General features: G+C 65.5%; 16 protein-coding genes. 6 read left to right on the plus strand and 10 right to left on the minus strand.

Annotated elements, in window-relative coordinates; all coding sequences use genetic code 11:
• The first annotated feature begins 1 nt into the window (after position 1).
• The 3 genes from rsmI (at position 2) to FMM02_RS02215 (ending at position 2,775) form a co-directional block, all read left to right on the plus strand.
• Entirely contained in the window at positions 2-841 is an 840-nt protein-coding gene (gene rsmI / locus FMM02_RS02200; protein WP_147493336.1) for a 16S rRNA (cytidine(1402)-2'-O)-methyltransferase, read from the plus strand.
• 375 nt (positions 842-1,216) lie between these two features.
• Positions 1,217-2,167 carry a glutathione synthase gene (gene gshB, locus FMM02_RS02210; protein ID WP_147493337.1) on the plus strand — a complete coding sequence of 317 codons (951 nt, stop codon included), beginning with the start codon at positions 1,217-1,219 and terminating at the stop codon, positions 2,165-2,167.
• Positions 2,164-2,775 (plus strand): DedA family protein, encoded by a 612-nt coding sequence (locus tag FMM02_RS02215; protein ID WP_147493338.1) that lies wholly within the window; start codon positions 2,164-2,166, stop codon positions 2,773-2,775. The genes gshB and FMM02_RS02215 overlap by 4 nt, the downstream gene beginning before the upstream one ends.
• Before the next feature lie 2 nt (positions 2,776-2,777).
• On the opposite strand, the gene FMM02_RS02220 is transcribed toward FMM02_RS02215, so the two are convergent.
• Genes FMM02_RS02220 through fsa form a run of 3 tightly spaced genes read right to left on the minus strand, consistent with a single transcriptional unit; the run spans position 2,778 to position 4,965 of the window.
• On the minus strand, positions 2,778-3,710 hold the full coding sequence (locus FMM02_RS02220) for a tyrosine recombinase XerC (protein ID WP_147493339.1): 933 nt from the start codon (positions 3,708-3,710) through the stop codon (positions 2,778-2,780).
• Entirely contained in the window at positions 3,692-4,255 is a 564-nt protein-coding gene (locus FMM02_RS02225; protein ID WP_147493340.1) for a DUF484 family protein, read from the minus strand. The genes FMM02_RS02220 and FMM02_RS02225 overlap by 19 nt, the downstream gene beginning before the upstream one ends.
• A 59-nt stretch (positions 4,256-4,314) precedes the next feature.
• Complete coding sequence (gene fsa / locus FMM02_RS02230) at positions 4,315-4,965, minus strand: fructose-6-phosphate aldolase (protein ID WP_147493341.1); 651 nt, start codon at positions 4,963-4,965, stop codon at positions 4,315-4,317.
• An 87-nt stretch (positions 4,966-5,052) separates the two neighbouring features.
• On the opposite strand from fsa, the gene FMM02_RS02235 reads away from it, so the two are divergent.
• Entirely contained in the window at positions 5,053-5,817 is a 765-nt protein-coding gene (locus tag FMM02_RS02235; RefSeq protein WP_147493342.1) for an enoyl-CoA hydratase-related protein, read from the plus strand.
• Here the strand turns inward: FMM02_RS02235 and FMM02_RS02240 are convergent.
• From FMM02_RS02240 to FMM02_RS02250, 3 genes are read right to left on the minus strand one after another with little or no spacing between them, the layout of a single operon-like run.
• On the minus strand, positions 5,814-6,218 hold the full coding sequence (locus FMM02_RS02240) for a TadE/TadG family type IV pilus assembly protein (protein WP_147493343.1): 405 nt from the start codon (positions 6,216-6,218) through the stop codon (positions 5,814-5,816). The two genes, FMM02_RS02235 and FMM02_RS02240, sit on opposite strands and share 4 nt — an antisense overlap.
• Entirely contained in the window at positions 6,215-6,670 is a 456-nt protein-coding gene (locus FMM02_RS02245; RefSeq protein ID WP_147493344.1) for a TadE/TadG family type IV pilus assembly protein, read from the minus strand. The genes FMM02_RS02240 and FMM02_RS02245 overlap by 4 nt, the downstream gene beginning before the upstream one ends.
• On the minus strand, positions 6,667-7,989 hold the full coding sequence (locus FMM02_RS02250) for a pilus assembly protein TadG-related protein (RefSeq protein WP_147493345.1): 1,323 nt from the start codon (positions 7,987-7,989) through the stop codon (positions 6,667-6,669). Before FMM02_RS02250 ends, FMM02_RS02245 begins: the two co-directional genes overlap by 4 nt.
• 209 nt (positions 7,990-8,198) lie before the next feature.
• Between FMM02_RS02250 and FMM02_RS02255 the strand changes: the two genes are divergently transcribed.
• The gene (locus tag FMM02_RS02255; protein ID WP_147493346.1) at positions 8,199-9,419 is read left to right on the plus strand and encodes a toxic anion resistance protein; all 1,221 of its coding nucleotides are present in this window, start codon (positions 8,199-8,201) and stop codon (positions 9,417-9,419) included.
• Positions 9,416-10,138 (plus strand): hypothetical protein, encoded by a 723-nt coding sequence (locus FMM02_RS02260; RefSeq protein WP_147493347.1) that lies wholly within the window; start codon positions 9,416-9,418, stop codon positions 10,136-10,138. The genes FMM02_RS02255 and FMM02_RS02260 overlap by 4 nt, the downstream gene beginning before the upstream one ends.
• Here the strand turns inward: FMM02_RS02260 and FMM02_RS02265 are convergent.
• The 4 genes from FMM02_RS02265 to pgi are packed head-to-tail and all read right to left on the minus strand — an operon-like array spanning position 10,135 to position 15,777.
• A complete protein-coding gene (locus tag FMM02_RS02265) occupies positions 10,135-11,343 on the minus strand; it encodes a CaiB/BaiF CoA transferase family protein (RefSeq protein WP_147493348.1) in 1,209 nt (402 codons plus the stop codon). The genes FMM02_RS02260 and FMM02_RS02265 overlap by 4 nt on opposite strands.
• On the minus strand, positions 11,340-12,929 hold the full coding sequence (locus FMM02_RS02270) for a phytoene desaturase family protein (RefSeq protein ID WP_147493349.1): 1,590 nt from the start codon (positions 12,927-12,929) through the stop codon (positions 11,340-11,342). Before FMM02_RS02270 ends, FMM02_RS02265 begins: the two co-directional genes overlap by 4 nt.
• Positions 12,929-14,269, minus strand: a complete 1,341-nt coding sequence (gorA, locus tag FMM02_RS02275; protein ID WP_147493350.1) for a glutathione-disulfide reductase — start codon at positions 14,267-14,269, stop codon at positions 12,929-12,931. The genes FMM02_RS02270 and gorA overlap by 1 nt, the downstream gene beginning before the upstream one ends.
• Positions 14,266-15,777 (minus strand): glucose-6-phosphate isomerase, encoded by a 1,512-nt coding sequence (pgi, locus tag FMM02_RS02280; RefSeq protein ID WP_147493351.1) that lies wholly within the window; start codon positions 15,775-15,777, stop codon positions 14,266-14,268. The genes gorA and pgi overlap by 4 nt, the downstream gene beginning before the upstream one ends.
• Between the last annotated feature and the right edge of the window lie 39 nt (positions 15,778-15,816).

Below are 15,816 nucleotides of genomic sequence, written 5' to 3' on the forward strand. Positions count from 1 at the left end.
GATGGATCAGTTTCTTCCCCCCGGCCTGTACATCGTTGCCACGCCGATCGGCAATCTCGGCGACATCAGCGCTCGTGCTGCCGACACGCTGCGCCGGGCCGACCTGATCCTTGCCGAAGACAAGCGGGTGACCGCCAAATTGCTTGCCCACCTTGGCGCGACCGCGCCGATGATGGCCTATCACGACCATAGCGACGAGGCACTGCGCAGCCGGCTGATCGCCGACCTTGCGACCAAGGCGGTGGCGTTGGTGTCGGACGCCGGGACGCCGCTGATCAGCGACCCGGGCTACAAGCTGGTGCGCGCCGCGCGAACGATGGGCCTTGCGGTCTTCACCCTACCTGGCCCTTCGGCGGTGATCGCCGCACTGACGCTGTGCGGCCTTCCGACCGACCGTTTCCTGTTCCTCGGCTTCCTCCCGGCCAAGGCCAAGGCGCGCGCCGATGCCATCGCCGAAATCGCCGCCGTGCGGGCAACGCTGGTCCTTTATGAAAGCGGGCCGAGGTTGGGCGAAAGCTTGGCCGCCCTCGCCGCCGGGCTCGGCGATCGGCCCGCGGCGGTGATCCGCGAAATCAGCAAGCTTCACGAAGAAACGGTCAGCGGAATGCTGGCCGGACTCGCAGAAAAATATCGCGATGCGCCGCCCAAGGGCGAAATCGTCATCACTGTGGGTCCGCCGCCCGAGCGAGTCGCCGCAAGCGACGCGGAGTTGGACGCGGCGCTGGGCGCGGCGCTGGTGTCGATGAGCCCGTCGCGCGCTGCCGCCGATGTCGCCGCCAGCCTCGGCATTCCTCGAAAGCGCGCCTACGCCCGCGCCCTCGAACTCGGGCGCGGCGACTGAACCGCCGGATGGCCGAGGCGTGAGGGCGATGGGCGGAATGGCTGGCCGCCTGAAGGCTGCGCCTGTGCAGCTGGCGAATCCTTGCGGCTCGGGCGCGGGTTCCCGGGAAGAAGTCGACCTCATCGTCCGCCGCCGCCGCACCTTGGCTTTCGTCGAAGTGAAACAGCGGGCGAGCGCGGAGAGCTGGCCCAGGCGCTCGACCGCCAACGGTCGCGCCGGGTGGCGGTGCGGCCGAACGGATTGCGGCGCGCTACGCCCGCGACGGCGACGACATCCGCATCGACGCGCTGTTCATCGTCCCGGGCCGTTTGCCGCGTCACGTCGTGAATGTGTGGCACGGGTGACAAGCCCCGCGCCTTGGCCTAGGCGGCGCTGATGACCCTGACCGTTGCCGTGCAGATGGACCCCCTGGAATCGATCGGCATTGCCGGGGATTCGACCTTCGCGCTGATGCTCAAGGCCCAGGAACGCGGGCACCGGCTGTTCCACTATCTGGCCGGGGACCTGAGCTATGAGGACGGCCGGGTCCGCGCGCGGGCGCGGCCGGTGACGGTTCAACAAGTCGACGGTAGCCACTTCCGTGTCGGCGAACCCGTCACGATCGACCTGGGAAGCGAAGCCGACGTGGTGCTAATGCGCCAGGACCCGCCGTTCGACATCGGATATATTACCGCCACGTATCTGCTGGAACGGGTCGCGCGCGAGACGGTGGTAGTCAACGACCCGCGCTCGGTGCGCGACGCGCCGGAGAAATTGTTCGTACTCGACTTTGCGCAATTCATGCCGCCGACGATGATAAGCCGCAGCCTCGACGAAATCCGCCAATTCCATGCACAGCACGGCGAGATCGTAGTCAAGCCGCTTCACGGCAAGGCCGGCGAAGGCGTATTCCGGATTGACCGCACGGGAACCAATTTGGCAGCCCTCGCCGAATTGTTCGGGACGATCTGGAAAGAGCCGTTCATTGCCCAGGCCTTCCTTCCAGCGGTCGCCGAGGGCGACAAGCGGATCGTGCTGGTCGATGGCGAATTCGCGGGCGCAATCAACCGCAGGCCCAAGCAGGGGGAATTCCGGTCCAACCTGGCGGCCGGAGGGTCGGCGGAAATGGCCGAGCTGACCGACCGCGAACGCGAGATTTGCGCGGCGATCGGACCCGAGCTCAAGGCACGCGGCCTGCTGTTCGTCGGGATTGACGTCATCGGCGGCCATATGACCGAGATCAACGTCACCTCTCCTACCGGGATCGTGGCCATCGACCGCTTCAACGGCACCGACACGCCGGGGCGCATCTGGGACGCGATCGAAGCCCGGGTGGCGGCGCGATGACCGATTGGATCGTCGATCTGATCGAGCAGTCCGGCTATCTGGGAATCGGCTTCCTGATGCTGCTGGAAACGGTTTTCCCGCCGATCCCGAGCGAGGTGATCATGTCGATCGCCGGGGTCGCGGCGGGCCAGGGCAAGCTTAGTTATGCCGGGGTGGTCGCGGCCGGGACCGCCGGGGCGATGCTTGGCAATATCCTCTGGTATCTCGCCGCGCGCGCCCTTGGAATCCAGCGGCTTGAGCCGATCATCCACCGCTGGGGCCGCTGGCTGACCATGACCTGGGCTGAAGTAAAGCGGGCGGAGCGCTGGTTTTCCACCCATGGCACCTTCTTCGTCTTCCTTGGCCGGATGCTGCCGACGGTGCGCAGCTTGGTGTCGGTCCCGGCCGGACTGTTGAAGATGCGGTTTCGCGGGTTCCTTCTGGCCTCGACGCTTGGGACCGCCGGCTGGACCGCCCTGCTGGCCGGCGCCGGATACAAGCTGGGCGAGAATTATACCCAGGTCGACGATGTGCTTGGTCCGGCGTCGACCGCGATCCTCGTCATCCTGGCGATCGGTTATGTCTATCGCGTGTGGACCCACCGCGACCTTCGCGACGAGGAATATTGAACTCAGGCGCGGGGATGCGCGTGACGGTAGACGTCGAGCAGCCGGGCGGCGTCAACCTCGGTATAGATTTGCGTCGATGACAGGCTGGCATGGCCAAGCAATTCCTGGAGCGAGCGCAGGTCCGCGCCCCGTGCCAGCAAATGGGTTGCGAAGCTGTGCCGAAGCGCGTGGGGCGTGAGACTGTCGGGAAGGCCAAGCCGTTCGCGCGCGCCGCGTACCGCCCGGCGCACGAGGTCGGGGTTGAGCGCGCCGCCCTTTGCCCCGACGAACAGGGGCGCGCTGCCCGCCAGCCGATAGGGACAGAGCGCGACATAGGCCCCGATCGCCTCCCGCACCGCCGGGACCAGCGGCACGATCCGGGTCTTGCCGCGCTTTCCGGTGACCCGCATCGCCTGGCCCAGCGGCAGGACCCGGGCGGTCAGCGCCATGGCCTCGGCGACTCGAAGGCCGGCGCCATAGAGCAAGAGGAGGATCGCCATGTCGCGCGCGCCGATCCAGTCGCTTGGCGCCGCTTCACCGGCGTCCTCGGCAAGCGCCATCGCATCTTCCGGACTTGCGGGACGCGGCAGGGTCCGCGGGCGCTTGGGCGCGCGGGTCCGGGGCAGTTGCGGCTCATTGCCCTCTTCCCGCGCGGCATAGGCGAGGAACGCCCTGACTGCAGACATCTCGCGCGCCGCCGACGATGCGCCAAGACCTTCCGCCCGCCGGTCGGCGAGGAAGGCGCGCAGGTCCACGGCGTGGAGGTTGAGCAGCGTGAAGCGGCCGATTTCCTCGCCAAGGTGACGGCCGAGGAACTGGATCAGCCGATGCGCCGTGGCGACATAGGCGCGCACCGTGTGCGGGCTTCGCCTCCGATCATGGGCAAGATGGCCCGACCAGCGCGCTGCGAGGGCACGGGCGGGATGGTCGGGAACGTCTAGCTTTGGGTCAGACACCGGCGCAGCATAGCGCCGAGGCTCGCGCCAAGGAATCCCAGCAATTGCGCACCGTGCCGATTGTCCAGGCTGGTCGACTGTTGCTGGCCCAGCAACAGCAGCCCGTAGGGCAGCGGTGCCTCCGCCTCCAGCAGGATCAGCGCTTCGGAACGGATGTCCCGCGCACCGGCGCCGAACAGCGGATGGCCGCAATCGACGGTGCGCATCGTCACCGCGTCCAGGCGCGCGATCGCCCGGTCGACGATCCTAGGTTCGACCGTCCCGACATGCCCCGCCTCGACCCGAAAGCCCCGGCCGTCGGCGACCAGCACCAAAACGGCATGGTCGAGGCCGAGCAGCACAGGCCAATCTCGGGTCACTGCACGAAACAGGCCGTCGATCCCTTCCGCGTCCATCAGCGCCAGCGCGGCGCGGTGGATTGCGGTGGTCGCGCCGGAATGGCCGCGCGCGAAGGCGACCAGATCTTCATTGGCGCTTTCGGCGGCGCCCAGCCGGTCGCGCAGGCGGGCGACGGCACGCTCTTCGAAGGAAATGACCTTGGCCATGCCGCACCGCCTAGCGCGGCAAGGTTAACATTCCTCCCAATTGCGCGGTTTTTTGCTGCTCAGATGCGCTGGCCGGTGGCTTCCCAATCCTTCAGGAAGGCGGCGATGCCATTGTCGGTCAGCGGGTGCTTGAACAATTGTTTGATGACCGACGGCGGCGCGGTCATCACGTCGGCGCCAAGCTTCGCCGAATCATGGATGTGAATCGGGTTGCGCACGCTGGCGACCAGGATTTGCGTGGCGAAATCATAATTGTCGTAGATCATGCGGATGTCGGCGATCAGTTCGATGCCCGGATAGCCGACATCGTCGTGCCGGCCAACGAAGGGCGAAATGAAGGTCGCGCCGGCCTTGGCCGCGAGCAGCGCCTGGTTGGCCGAAAAGCACAGCGTGACGTTGACCATCGTCCCGTCGCCGGTCAGCGCCTTGCACGTTTTGAGGCCGTCAATCGTCAAGGGAACCTTGATCGCGATGTTGTCGGCGATCTTCCGCAGCGTTTCGGCTTCGCGCATCATCCCGTCATGATCTAGCGCGACGACTTCGGCCGACACCGGACCGGGGCAGATAGCGGTTATTTCCTTCACCACTTCCATGAAATCGCGGCCCGATTTCTTGATCAGCGACGGATTGGTGGTGACGCCATCGAGGAGCCCGGTATCGTGCAGCTCCTGGATGTCGGCGATCTCTGCGGTGTCGGCGAAGAATTTCATGGCAATGCTGTCCCTACGGCTATGGGGAAATTTGCCTGTGCCTAGCGGCTGCGGCCACAAAGGTCACCCGATTCGAAAGGCGAGGCGATGAGCGAGCATGTGAAAATCGAGCGCAAGGACGGGCTGCTGGCGATCCGTCTGGCCCGGCCCGAACGGCGCAACGCGATCACCGTCGCGATGTATGCCGCGCTTGCCGACGCCATCGAAGATGCAAGCGACGACCCGCAAGTCCGGGTCATCACCCTTGCCGGTGAGGGCGAGGATTTCACCGCTGGCAACGACCTTGGCGATTTCCTTCAGGCGATGCCCGATCCGGGTTCGGGCGAGGACATCTCGGTCTGGCGCCTTCTGCGCGCGCTGGCGCGAAACCCAGTTCCACTGGTCGCCGCCGTCCATGGCAATGCGGTCGGGATCGGCACGACCATGTTGTTCCACTGCGATTTCGTTCTTGCCGAGGAGGGCTGCCGGATGGTGATGCCGTTTGTCGACCTCGGCCTGGTGCCGGAAGCGGCAAGCTCGCTGATCATGCCGCGCCTGTCCGGGCGCCGCCGCGCCGCGCGCCATATCCTGCTTGGCGATCCGTTCGGGCCGAGCGATGCGCTGGAGATGGGGGTTGCCAGCCATGTCGTGCCCAAGGGGCAGTTGCGCGCCGCCTGCGATACGCTGGTCGGCAGGCTGCTAGCCAAGCCGCCCGAATCGCTGCGTCAGACGCAGGCGCTGCTGCGGCGCGAGGCGACTGCCGAAATCCTGGAGCGGATGGAACTGGAAAACAGTCATTTCGCCGCGCGACTGCAGTCCGACGAGGTCAAGCAGGCGATCGCCGCTTTCTTTGCGGCTCGTGCGAAAGCCTAGTTACCCGCGGTCCAGACCCGCTTGCTGTGCGACACGTTGATGGTCGGTCCAGGGAAGAACAGGAGGTCGGTGGCCTGGCTATATTGAACGGTCACGTCGAGGCAACGGTTGTCGCAGTCGGTACCCCGGGTCGGCGTCGGCACAGTGAAGGTGCCGGGACCGATACCGTAAACCGATTCTTCGACCTTGGTCTTGATCGATGCGGGATCGGCCCCTGACGGGCTCCAGACCGTCGCTGTGCGTGCGCCTTCACCAAGCGCATGCTGGATGCCCGACGAGGCGCGGAACACCAAGCCCAGTTGGACCATCATCCAGATGAACAGGATCAGGATCGGCAGTGCGAAGGCCATCTCGATGACGGCCGCGCCCCGGTCATTCTGCAGGAGGTTAGGCCGGGTCATGCGGTGCGAAGCCCTGTTTCAACCGTGATTTGGAAATTGTCCTTGGCGATGCCGATGCGTTCCAGGGGCAACATCGGCGTGAAGGTCGTGACGGCGCGGACATTGACGTAGCGCACCTCGTTTTCGCCGGGCGCGCAATCGGTTTCATATGCCGTGGCCACGCCGTCGCAGGTCAGCGTGTAGCTGACCGTCACCGCGGAGGTTGGAATGCCCGCCGCAGCGGCTGCCTCAGCCTTGATATTCTCTTCGACGGTCTGGTCGGTGGTGGTCTGCATCACGCGCTCGATCGAACGCTGGACGGCCTGTTCCATCTGCAGCTTGCGGTTGAACGCGGTGGTAAAGTCGACCACCCCGATCAGCATCGTCATCAAGATCGGCAGGAACAACGCAAGTTCGATCGTCGCGGTGCCCCGCGCCGAACCTGCCAGCCGATGGACCAGGCGCTTCATCATGCCACCAGCCGGACTCGGCGTCCGCCGCTGATGCCGTCATTGCCGAAAATGCCGCAGTTGCTGCCCTTTTCGAAATAGTTGGTGGCCGCGCTGTTGCCGGTGAAGATGATCCGGCGGCTGACGAAGCGGGTGCAGACCGCGGTCGCCGTTCCTGATCCGTTATAGGTCACCGACTGGTTGGGGAAGTACAGCGCCCCCTGGATAATCTGGCTGCCACCGCCATTGAACTTATTGGGGCTGCCGGAGCCACTGGCGTCGACGGCCCGCCGGTCCTGGAACACCGCGATCCCGCGATATTTGTTCGACGCGTCGCTCGGCGCGGAAATATTCATCTTGCCCTGCGCCTGCATGTCGAAAGTGCCGATCTTGGCATCGCTCGCCATGTCCTTGTTGGTCAGAACAATGGTGCAGTTGGTGCAGTTCAATGTCCCCTGCACGGTGACGTCGCCGGCGGTATTCTTGTTGTGCCCCGTGACGTAGATCGTCTTGTTTGACCCCAGGTCCCAGGTCCGGTTGGATCCCACGTTGATCGAGGAATAGCAGAGCGTCGCCGCCCCGGAAGGTACCGACGTGCTGTCGGACGCGGACGGCGGATTGGCGGGACATCCCGACATTTCCGAAGCGGTCGGATTGACCGATTCATAAGGATCCTTCACCGGCGTCGTATAGGGGTCATATTTGGCGACATTCCATTGTGACGACGCCTGCACCGCGCCGACTGCTGCGATCACGGATGCGGTCACCGACGAACTGTTGCCGTTGGACAGCGCAGAGTTGGCCGAAGGGGAATTGCTGATCATTCCGCAATTCATGCTGATCGACGTATTGCCGCCAACGGTGATACCGGTCTTGCTCGCACTCGGCTCCAGCGTGATGACGCAATATTCGTCGGTGCCGGGGACGCTCGCCGCGATCGCGTTGGCGCGGATAATCGGCGCCGCCGTCATGAACATCGCGCTGAACGGAAGCGCCTTGCGGATCTGCAGACCAACCTGGACCCGTTCGCGCATGTCGCCGCTGTTGGCGAGCAGGGCGACGGTCGGCGCGGCGAGCAGCGCGATGCCGGTATGGTGGTTCAGCGAAATGTCGGTATCGACTGCGGAGCGGACTGCAGTCTCATTGTCGTTCTTGGTGCGCGTATAGACCCCGGCGATCGCCGCCGAATCCGCCGCGCGCTGCAACTGGCGCTTCCACAAGGCCCATTGGATGGTGTCGGTTGCAAGACCGGATGCACCGACCACCAGCGGCAGCGTTGCCGCAGCGATGATGATCGTGCTGCCTTTTTCCGAGTCCCAAAGCCGCTTGAACGGATTCTGCATATCGGTTTCCCAGTTGCCCTATTCCCGGAATCTCCCCCCCATTTGCCACCACAGGGTAAGCAAAGCGTTCCGAGGAGTGGTTAAGCGCCGTTCACCATGACCGCTTGAAGCCCCGCGTCTTACACCTATAATACAGTTAAGACCCCTTGCGCGCAGATGGTGAGCCGTTCACCCTTTGCGGGACAGCCGAGGGCATGGAGGATTGACGAATGGCCAGCGACGCTAAGGGTGCGACCGCCACTGCGACGGCAACCAAGATCAAGCTGGAGCCGCCCGAAGCGCTCCAGCCCATCGCCGTGCAGGAAGCGGCGGGTCTCGTCCCGCTCAAGAGCGAGGAGACGAGCGAGCTGGACCAGAAGGTCGCCAAGTTTGTCGACGAGCTTGCGGCGCTGGACTCGAACAGCCCCGATTTCGGCAAGAAGGTCGACCAGCTGACGGCGATGGGCCGCAAGGAAATCGCCGAGGCGGCCGGCGCGTCGAACCGCTTCCTCGACCGGCCGGTCAAGGCGATCGACAGCGATACCGGGATCGGCGCCGACCTGACCGAGCTTCGCCGCACGGTCGAGGACCTCGACCCCAAGGAGAACAGCAAGGCCTTTTCGACCCGCAAGTTCCTGGGGATCATCCCCTTCGGCAAACGGGTGAACCATTATTTTGACAAATATCGCAGCAGCCAGACTCATATCTCGGCGATCCTGTCGCGGCTTGCCAATGGCAAGGACGAGCTGCTGATGGACAATGCCGCGATCGATACCGAACGGGCCAATCTGTGGAAAACGATGCACCGGCTGGAGCAGATGATCCACATCTCCAAGGCGCTCGACAAGAAGCTTGAGGACAAGGCCAACGAGCTCGACGCGACCGAGCCGGCCAAGGCCAAGGCGATCCGCGAAAGCGCGCTGTTCTACACGCGCCAGCGGACCACCGACCTGCTGACCCAGATGGCGGTGACGGTGCAGGGCTATCTCGCCCTCGACCTCGTGAAGAAGAACAATGTCGAGCTAGTGAAGGGTGTCGACCGCGCCTCGACCACCACCGTCGCGGCGCTGCGCACCGCGGTTACCGTCGCCCAGGCGCTGACCAATCAGAAACTGGTCCTGGAACAGATCGGCGCGCTCAACACCACCACCGCCAACATGATCGACACCACCGGCGAGATGCTGCGCACCCAGACCGGCGCGATCCATGAACAGGCGGCCTCGTCGACCATTCCGCTGGAAACGCTGCAGCGCGCCTTCCAGAACATCTACGATACGATGGACCAGATCGACCAGTTCAAGCTCGCCGCGCTCGCCAATATGAAGCAGACCGTCGACACGCTTGGGAACGAGGTCGAAAAGTCGAAGGGCTATATCGCCCGTGCCGAAGGCGTCGCCCAGGGCAAGCTGGAAAATGCCGCCTCCCCCTTCACCCCGATTGAGAGCCAATGATCCCCGACAAGGTTACCCAGAGAATCGATCACGCCAACGCCGTCTTCGCGCGCCTCGACGAGCGCGACGGGTCCGTTCGCGACGCCGCCCGGCGGGAGCGCGCCCGGCTCAATGCCGGCCTTGGCAGGACAGCGACCAAGGTCGGGCTCGCCGTCGGGGTGATCAGCCTCGCCACGATCGGCGTCGGCCTCATCACGCCGATCGGCATGTTCGGGTTCCTCGCCGCGGTCGGGTTGGCGATCGGTGTCGCGGCACTCCTGCTGTTCACGGGGGGGCGTGAGATCGCCGCCCCCAACGTCGCCCCCGACCTGCCCAACGGGCAGATGGTACAGCGCTTCGATAGTTACCTTTTCCGCGCCCGCCGCGGCCTACCGGCCCCGGCGCAGGCCGAACTGGACCGGCTTTCCGCTCAGCTACCGGCGCTTCGCCAGACGCTTGAGCGGGTGCCCGACCTCGATCCGCAGGCGCAGGACGCACGGCGGCTGATGTCGGTCCATTTGCCGAACCTCATCGACCGTTACCTCCATGTCCCGAACGACTTTCGCGGCCAGCAGGACGGCGAAGGGGCAACGGTCGATCAACGGCTTGTCGAGGCCTTGGCGGCAGGCAGGACCGCGCTCGCCGATATCGGCCAGGCACTGGCACGCAACGACCTGGCAGCGTTCGAAACCCAGGGCCGTTTCATCCAGACCCGCTATAACGAGAAGACGCTCGACTAGCCGACGATCCCGCGTTCCCTGAAGTCCCGAAGGGTGGCTTCGTCCAGCCATTCGCGCAGCAAGTCGCCATGTTCGCCTAGCGCAGGCGGAGGAAGCGCCGCGTCCGCGCGACGGGAATCGATGCGGATCGGCGATCCGACCATCGGCACCTCGCCAAGCGCGCCGCCGCCAAGCGCGAGGCGCGCACCGCGATGCACCGCCTGCGGATCGGCCAGCGCCTGGCTGATGCTGTTGATCGGCCCGGCGGGAATCCCCGCGCTCTCCAGCCGTTCTAGCCAGTCGGCGGCAGGCCGGGTCGCGATGATCTTCGCGATCATCGGCACCAGCGCCGCGCGCGCCCCGACCCGCGCCGCATTGGTCGCGTAAGCGGGGTCGTCGGCCCACTCGGCATGGCCGAGGATTTTGGCGAGGCGGCGGAACTGGCGATCGTTGCCGACGGCAATGATGATCGGCTGGTCGGACGCCGCAAAGGGCTGATAGGGGACGATGTTGGGATGACCCGCGCCTAGCCGCTGCGGATCACGCCCGCTGACCAGCGCATTGGACGCCTGGTTGGCAAGCATCGCCAGCTGCGTGTCGAACAGGGCAAGGTCGATCGTCGCCCCTCCGCCCGTCTGCTCCCGCCGATAAAGGGCGGCGAGGATGGCGTTGGCGGCATACATTCCGGTGAACAGGTCGGCGACCGCGACGCCGACCTTCATCGGCCCGCCGCCCGGCTCCCCGTCGGGGATGCCGGTAAGGCTCATCAGCCCGCCCATGCCCTGGATGATATAATCGTAGCCGGCCCGCGACGCCGCGGGGCCATCCTGGCCAAAACCAGTGATCGAGGCATAGATCAGGCGCGGATTGGCGGCGCGCAGCGAAGCCGAGTCCAGCCCATATCTGGCAAGTCCGCCGACCTTGAAATTTTCGACCAGCACATCGGCGCCGGCGGCCATGCTGCGGACCAGCGCCGCGCCGTCCACGCTGGCGATGTCGATCGCCACCGAGCGTTTGCCGCGATTGGCGGCGAGAAAATAGGCGGCGACCTTTTCCCCTTCATGCTCGAGCCAGGGCGGGCCCCAATGGCGGGTGTCGTCCCCTGCCCCGGGCTGTTCGACCTTGATCACCTCCGCGCCAAGATCGGCGAGCAACTGGGTCGCCCAAGGTCCGGCCAGCACCCGGCTGAGGTCGATGACCCGGACCCCGCTGAGCGGCCGGCTCACGCCCCGCGCCGCCCGAACAGGCCGCGGTCCGCAAGGATCGCCTGCGCGGCATTATGGCCCGGCGCGCCGGTCACTCCGCCGCCGGGATGCGCGCCCGACCCGCATAGGTAGAGGCCGGCAAGCGGCATGCGATAATCGGCGGCGCCGATCATCGGCCGGGCACTGAACAGCTGGTCGAGGCCCATCTTGCCGTGAAAAATATCGCCGCCGATCAGGCCGAAACGCCGTTCAAGGTCGAGCGGCGAATGGATCTGCCGGGCGATGACCGACTTTGCGAAACCGGGCGCATGACCATCGACGGTGGCGATGATCGCGTCGGCGGCGGCCTCGCGCTCCTTGTCCCACGACCGACCGCCTGGAAGCTTGTAACGGAAATGCTGGCAGAACAGCGAGGCGACATGCTTGCCCTTGGGGGCAAGTCCGGGATCCAACGTCGAGGGGATCAGCATCTCAATCACCGGCTGCGATGACCAGCCGTTGAGCGCCGCGTCGGCATGGGCCCGATCCATATAGGCCATCGACGGGGCCATGATGATGCCCGCGGTAAGATGATCGCCCCGGCCAGGGAGCACGGTGAAACTGGGCAGCTTGTCGAGCGCGACGTTCATCCGGAAAGTCGCGCTTTCGCAGCCCCAATGGGCGAAATGTTCCTCGACCTGCCGGCTAACCGCGCCTGCCGGGACCAGCCGGTCGAACAATAGCTTGGGATTGACCCCGGCGACGACGATCGGAGCCCGCCAGCTCTTCGCGCCAGCCACCAGCCCGGCGGCGCGGTCCTTATCGACGATGATCTCGCTCACCGGGGCATTGAGAACGATATCCACGCCGGCCTCGCGGCAGGCGGCGGCCATCGCCTGGGTGATCGCCCCCATGCCACCGATAGCATGGCCCCAGGCGCCCGGCACCCCCGCGGCCTCGCCGAACAGGTGATGGAGCAGGACATAAGCCGTGCCCGGCGTGTAGGGCGACGCGAAATTGCCGACGATGCCATCGAAGGCGAACAGCGCCTTGGTCAGTTCGCCTTCGAAAAAGCGGTCGAGGATGTCCCCCGCGCTCTTGGTCGCAAATTCGTGGACGGTTCGCACTTCGTCGGTCGACAGGCCGATCAGGTCCCGGCCGAGGCTGGCCAGTTGCGGCAGGCCACGAAGCCCCGCGCCTGCTTCGGGCGGGGCCTTGAGCAGCCATTTGCGGATCAGCGGGACCACCGTATCGAGTGCCTGGTGGTAGCGGTCATAGGCCGCGCCGTCGGCGGGGACGCGGCCCGCGATCGCAGACCGGGTCAGCCCGTCGCGCCCGGTGAGCAGATAATGGCCGTCCGCGCCGGGCAGGAAATTATCCTTCTTGCGCAGCACGACTTTCAGCCCATGCCGTTCAAGCGCCATGTCGCGAATGACCTTCGGCTGCAGCAGCGAGACCGTGTAGCTTGCTGCGCTGTTGCGAAAGCCGGGGTGGAATTCGTCGGTGACAGCCGCGCCGCCGACCTTGTCCGAGGCTTCGAGGACCGCGACCTTAAGCCCGCGTTTGGCGAGGTAATGGGCGCAGGTCATGCCGTTATGCCCGGCGCCGATGATCAGTGCGTCATGCATCAGCGCATCAACACCAGTTCTTCGGACATCGTCGGGTGAAGCGCGACCGTCGCGTCGAAGTCGGCCTTGCTGAGGCCGGCCTTCACGGCGATCGCCGCGGCTTGCAGGATTTCCGGCGCGTCCGGGCCGATCATGTGGATTCCCACGACCCGATCGGTCGCGGCGTCGACCACCAGCTTGTAGAGGGATCGTTCGTTGCGTCCTGCCAGCACATTCTTCATCGGCCGGAAGTCGCTGGTGTAGGTGCGAACCTGGCCGAGCCGGTTGCGGGCCTCGCTTTCGGTCATCCCCACCCCGGCGATCGGCGGGTGGGAGAAGACAGCATTGGGGATGCAGTCGTAATTCACCGTCCAGGGCTTGTCGCCGAACTGGCTGTCGGCGAAGGCATGGCCCTCGCGGATCGCCACCGGGGTCAGCTGGACCCGGTCGGTGACGTCGCCGACCGCGAAAATCGACGGAACGCTGGTTCGGCTTTGCGCGTCGACCTTGATCTGTCCGCGCTCGCCTAGCGCGACTCCGGCTTCCTCAAGCCCCAGCCCCTCGACATTGGGCACCCGCCCGGTTGCGAATAGGACCGCGTCGGCATCGATATCGTCGCAGCCATCCATCGTCAGGTGGAGCCCGCCATCATCGCGCGGTTCGATCCTGGTGAAGCTGCTATTGAAGCGAAACTCGATACCCTTGGTCATCGAAATCTGCAGCAGCCGGTCGCGCATCTGCTCGTCATAGCCGCGCAGGATCGTGTCGGACCGGTTGACCAGCGTCACATGGCTTCCGAACTGGCGGAAGATGCCAGCGAATTCATTGGCGATGTAGCCGCCGCCGGCGATCACGATCCGCCGGGGCAGATCGTCGAGATGGAACACCTCGTTCGAGCTGATCGCATGGTCGATCCCCTCGATCGGCGGCATGAACGGCCGCGCCCCGGTAGCGATCAGGATCTTGCCCGCGCTGACCGTCCGGCCGGACGCCAAGCGGACCGCGTTCGGCCCGGCGATCACGGCCCGTTCGTGGAAGATTTCGACCTTATGATTCCCGAGCGTTTGGGTATAGAGCCCCTCCAGCCGGGACACTTCGGCAAGCACGTTGTCGCGCAGCACCGGCCAGTTGAAGGTGCATCCGGGTACATCCCAGCCGAACATCGCGGCGTCGTTCAGATCCTCGGCGAAATGGGCGCCGTAAACGAGCAGCTTCTTGGGCACGCAGCCGCGGATGACGCAGGTGCCGCCGACCTTATGTTCTTCGGCGATCGCCACCTTCGCCCCATGGGCCGCGGCGATCCGCGCCGCGCGCACACCGCCGGATCCGGCGCCTATCACGAACAGGTCAAAATCGCTCACAGGCCGGCCCTTTCGATAAGATCGCGGGTCGACGCGTCGAGGCTTGCGCGCCCTTCCGCATCGTCCAGCTTGCGGGCGATCTGCTTGCCCAGCTCGACCCCGAACTGGTCGAACGGGTTGATCCCCAGAAGCACCGCGTTGGCAAAGGTGCGGTGTTCGTAAAAAGCGAGCAGCGCGCCGAGCGCGCGCGGGTCGAGCCGGGTCAGCAGGACCGTCGCCGAAGGCCGGTCGCCGGGATAGGCGCGCGCCGGATCGTCATCGCCCTGGCCGGCCATCAGCGCCGCGCCCTGCGCAAAGCAATTGCCGAGCAGCATCTGGTGATGGCGCGGATCGAGGCTGTCCTCATTTTCGATAACTGCAACGAATTCTACCGGGACCGTGCTGGTGCCCTGGTGAAGCAACTGAAACACGGCATGCTGGGCATCGGTGCCGACGCCGCCCCAGGTCACCGGTGCTGACCGTCGTCCCAGCGGCTTGCCGTCGGCGGTGGCCGCCTTGCCGTTCGATTCCATTTCCAGCTGTTGGAGATAATCGGGCAGCAGCCGCAGCCGCTCGTCATAGGCGAACACCGCCCGGCTCTGGGCCCCGAACCGCTGGGTGTAGGTAAGGTCGGCGCAGGCGGCGAGCAGCGCGACATTGGCCAAGCCATGGCTGAGCTTCACATGGCGGTCCATTTCCGCCGCGCCCTCGAGCAGTTCCTCAAACGCGCCCCAACCGAGCGCCAGCGCGACCGACAGGCCGACCGACGACCATAAGGAATAGCGTCCGCCCACGCCCTCGCCAAACGGCAGGATCCGCGTCTCGTCGATCCCGAAGGCGACCGCCTTTTCGGGCGCGGCGGTGACCGCGATCACCTGGCCGTAGGGATCGGCGACCCCGGCATCGCGCAACCATTCTAGCGCGGCGTCGAGGTTGGCGAGCGTTTCGGTGGTGGTGAAAGTCTTGCTGACCGCAACGACCAGCGTCGATCCCGGGTCGAGACCCCACGTCGCCTGGTCGAAGGCTTCGCCGTCGATATTGCTGAGGACGCGCACGTCGAACCGGTCGCTGTCACGGCCGAGCGAATCGATCACAAGATCCGGACCCAGCGCAGATCCGCCGATGCCGATGTGGAGGATGGATTCGATCTCGCCGAAAGCGCCGCCTTCGATCGCGTCGACCAGGCTGCGCATCCGCTGGTGGCGTTCGGCGGCGAGACGATTGTCAGTTGCGCTGCCCTGCCCGCGTTCGGCGACATGGGTGGCGGGCCGCCCTTCCGAGGCGTTGACCACCTCGCCGGCGAACAGCGCGTCGCGCGCCTGTAGATAGCCAGCGGCATCGACCAGCGCCTCGAAGGCCGCGCTCAGGGTATCGTCGAGATGGGTCTTCGACCAGTCGAAATGAATCGTCGCGACATCGCGCGAATAGCGCGCCACCCGCTCGCCATCGGCCTTGAACAGCTCGGCGAGGCTGGTCGCCGGGTGGCTTTCGATCGCCGTCCAGGCTGAATCGCGGTCAAGAATCGTCATCGGGAGGGTCATAGTCGGCCAAGGACCATTTTCCATCCC

Origin of the sequence: Sphingomonas xanthus (assembly GCF_007998985.1) — a bacterium.
Classification (GTDB): Bacteria; Pseudomonadota; Alphaproteobacteria; order Sphingomonadales; family Sphingomonadaceae; genus Sphingomicrobium; species Sphingomicrobium xanthum.

What these genes read in the sequence shown, in the direction of transcription:
- pgi (WP_147493351.1), bottom strand. Translation starts at nt 15,777, where the DNA reads ATGACGATTCTTGACCGCGATTCAGCCTGGACGGCGATCGAAAGCCAC.
- FMM02_RS02215 (WP_147493338.1), top strand. Translation starts at nt 2,164, where the DNA reads ATGACCGATTGGATCGTCGATCTGATCGAGCAGTCCGGCTATCTGGGA.
- FMM02_RS02240 (WP_147493343.1), bottom strand. Translation starts at nt 6,218, where the DNA reads ATGACCCGGCCTAACCTCCTGCAGAATGACCGGGGCGCGGCCGTCATC.
- FMM02_RS02270 (WP_147493349.1), bottom strand. Translation starts at nt 12,929, where the DNA reads ATGCATGACGCACTGATCATCGGCGCCGGGCATAACGGCATGACCTGC.
- FMM02_RS02250 (WP_147493345.1), bottom strand. Translation starts at nt 7,989, where the DNA reads ATGCAGAATCCGTTCAAGCGGCTTTGGGACTCGGAAAAAGGCAGCACG.
- FMM02_RS02260 (WP_147493347.1), top strand. Translation starts at nt 9,416, where the DNA reads ATGATCCCCGACAAGGTTACCCAGAGAATCGATCACGCCAACGCCGTC.
- fsa (WP_147493341.1), bottom strand. Translation starts at nt 4,965, where the DNA reads ATGAAATTCTTCGCCGACACCGCAGAGATCGCCGACATCCAGGAGCTG.
- FMM02_RS02225 (WP_147493340.1), bottom strand. Translation starts at nt 4,255, where the DNA reads ATGGCCAAGGTCATTTCCTTCGAAGAGCGTGCCGTCGCCCGCCTGCGC.
- rsmI (WP_147493336.1), top strand. Translation starts at nt 2, where the DNA reads ATGGATCAGTTTCTTCCCCCCGGCCTGTACATCGTTGCCACGCCGATC.
- FMM02_RS02255 (WP_147493346.1), top strand. Translation starts at nt 8,199, where the DNA reads ATGGCCAGCGACGCTAAGGGTGCGACCGCCACTGCGACGGCAACCAAG.
- FMM02_RS02245 (WP_147493344.1), bottom strand. Translation starts at nt 6,670, where the DNA reads ATGATGAAGCGCCTGGTCCATCGGCTGGCAGGTTCGGCGCGGGGCACC.
- FMM02_RS02235 (WP_147493342.1), top strand. Translation starts at nt 5,053, where the DNA reads ATGAGCGAGCATGTGAAAATCGAGCGCAAGGACGGGCTGCTGGCGATC.
- gshB (WP_147493337.1), top strand. Translation starts at nt 1,217, where the DNA reads ATGACCCTGACCGTTGCCGTGCAGATGGACCCCCTGGAATCGATCGGC.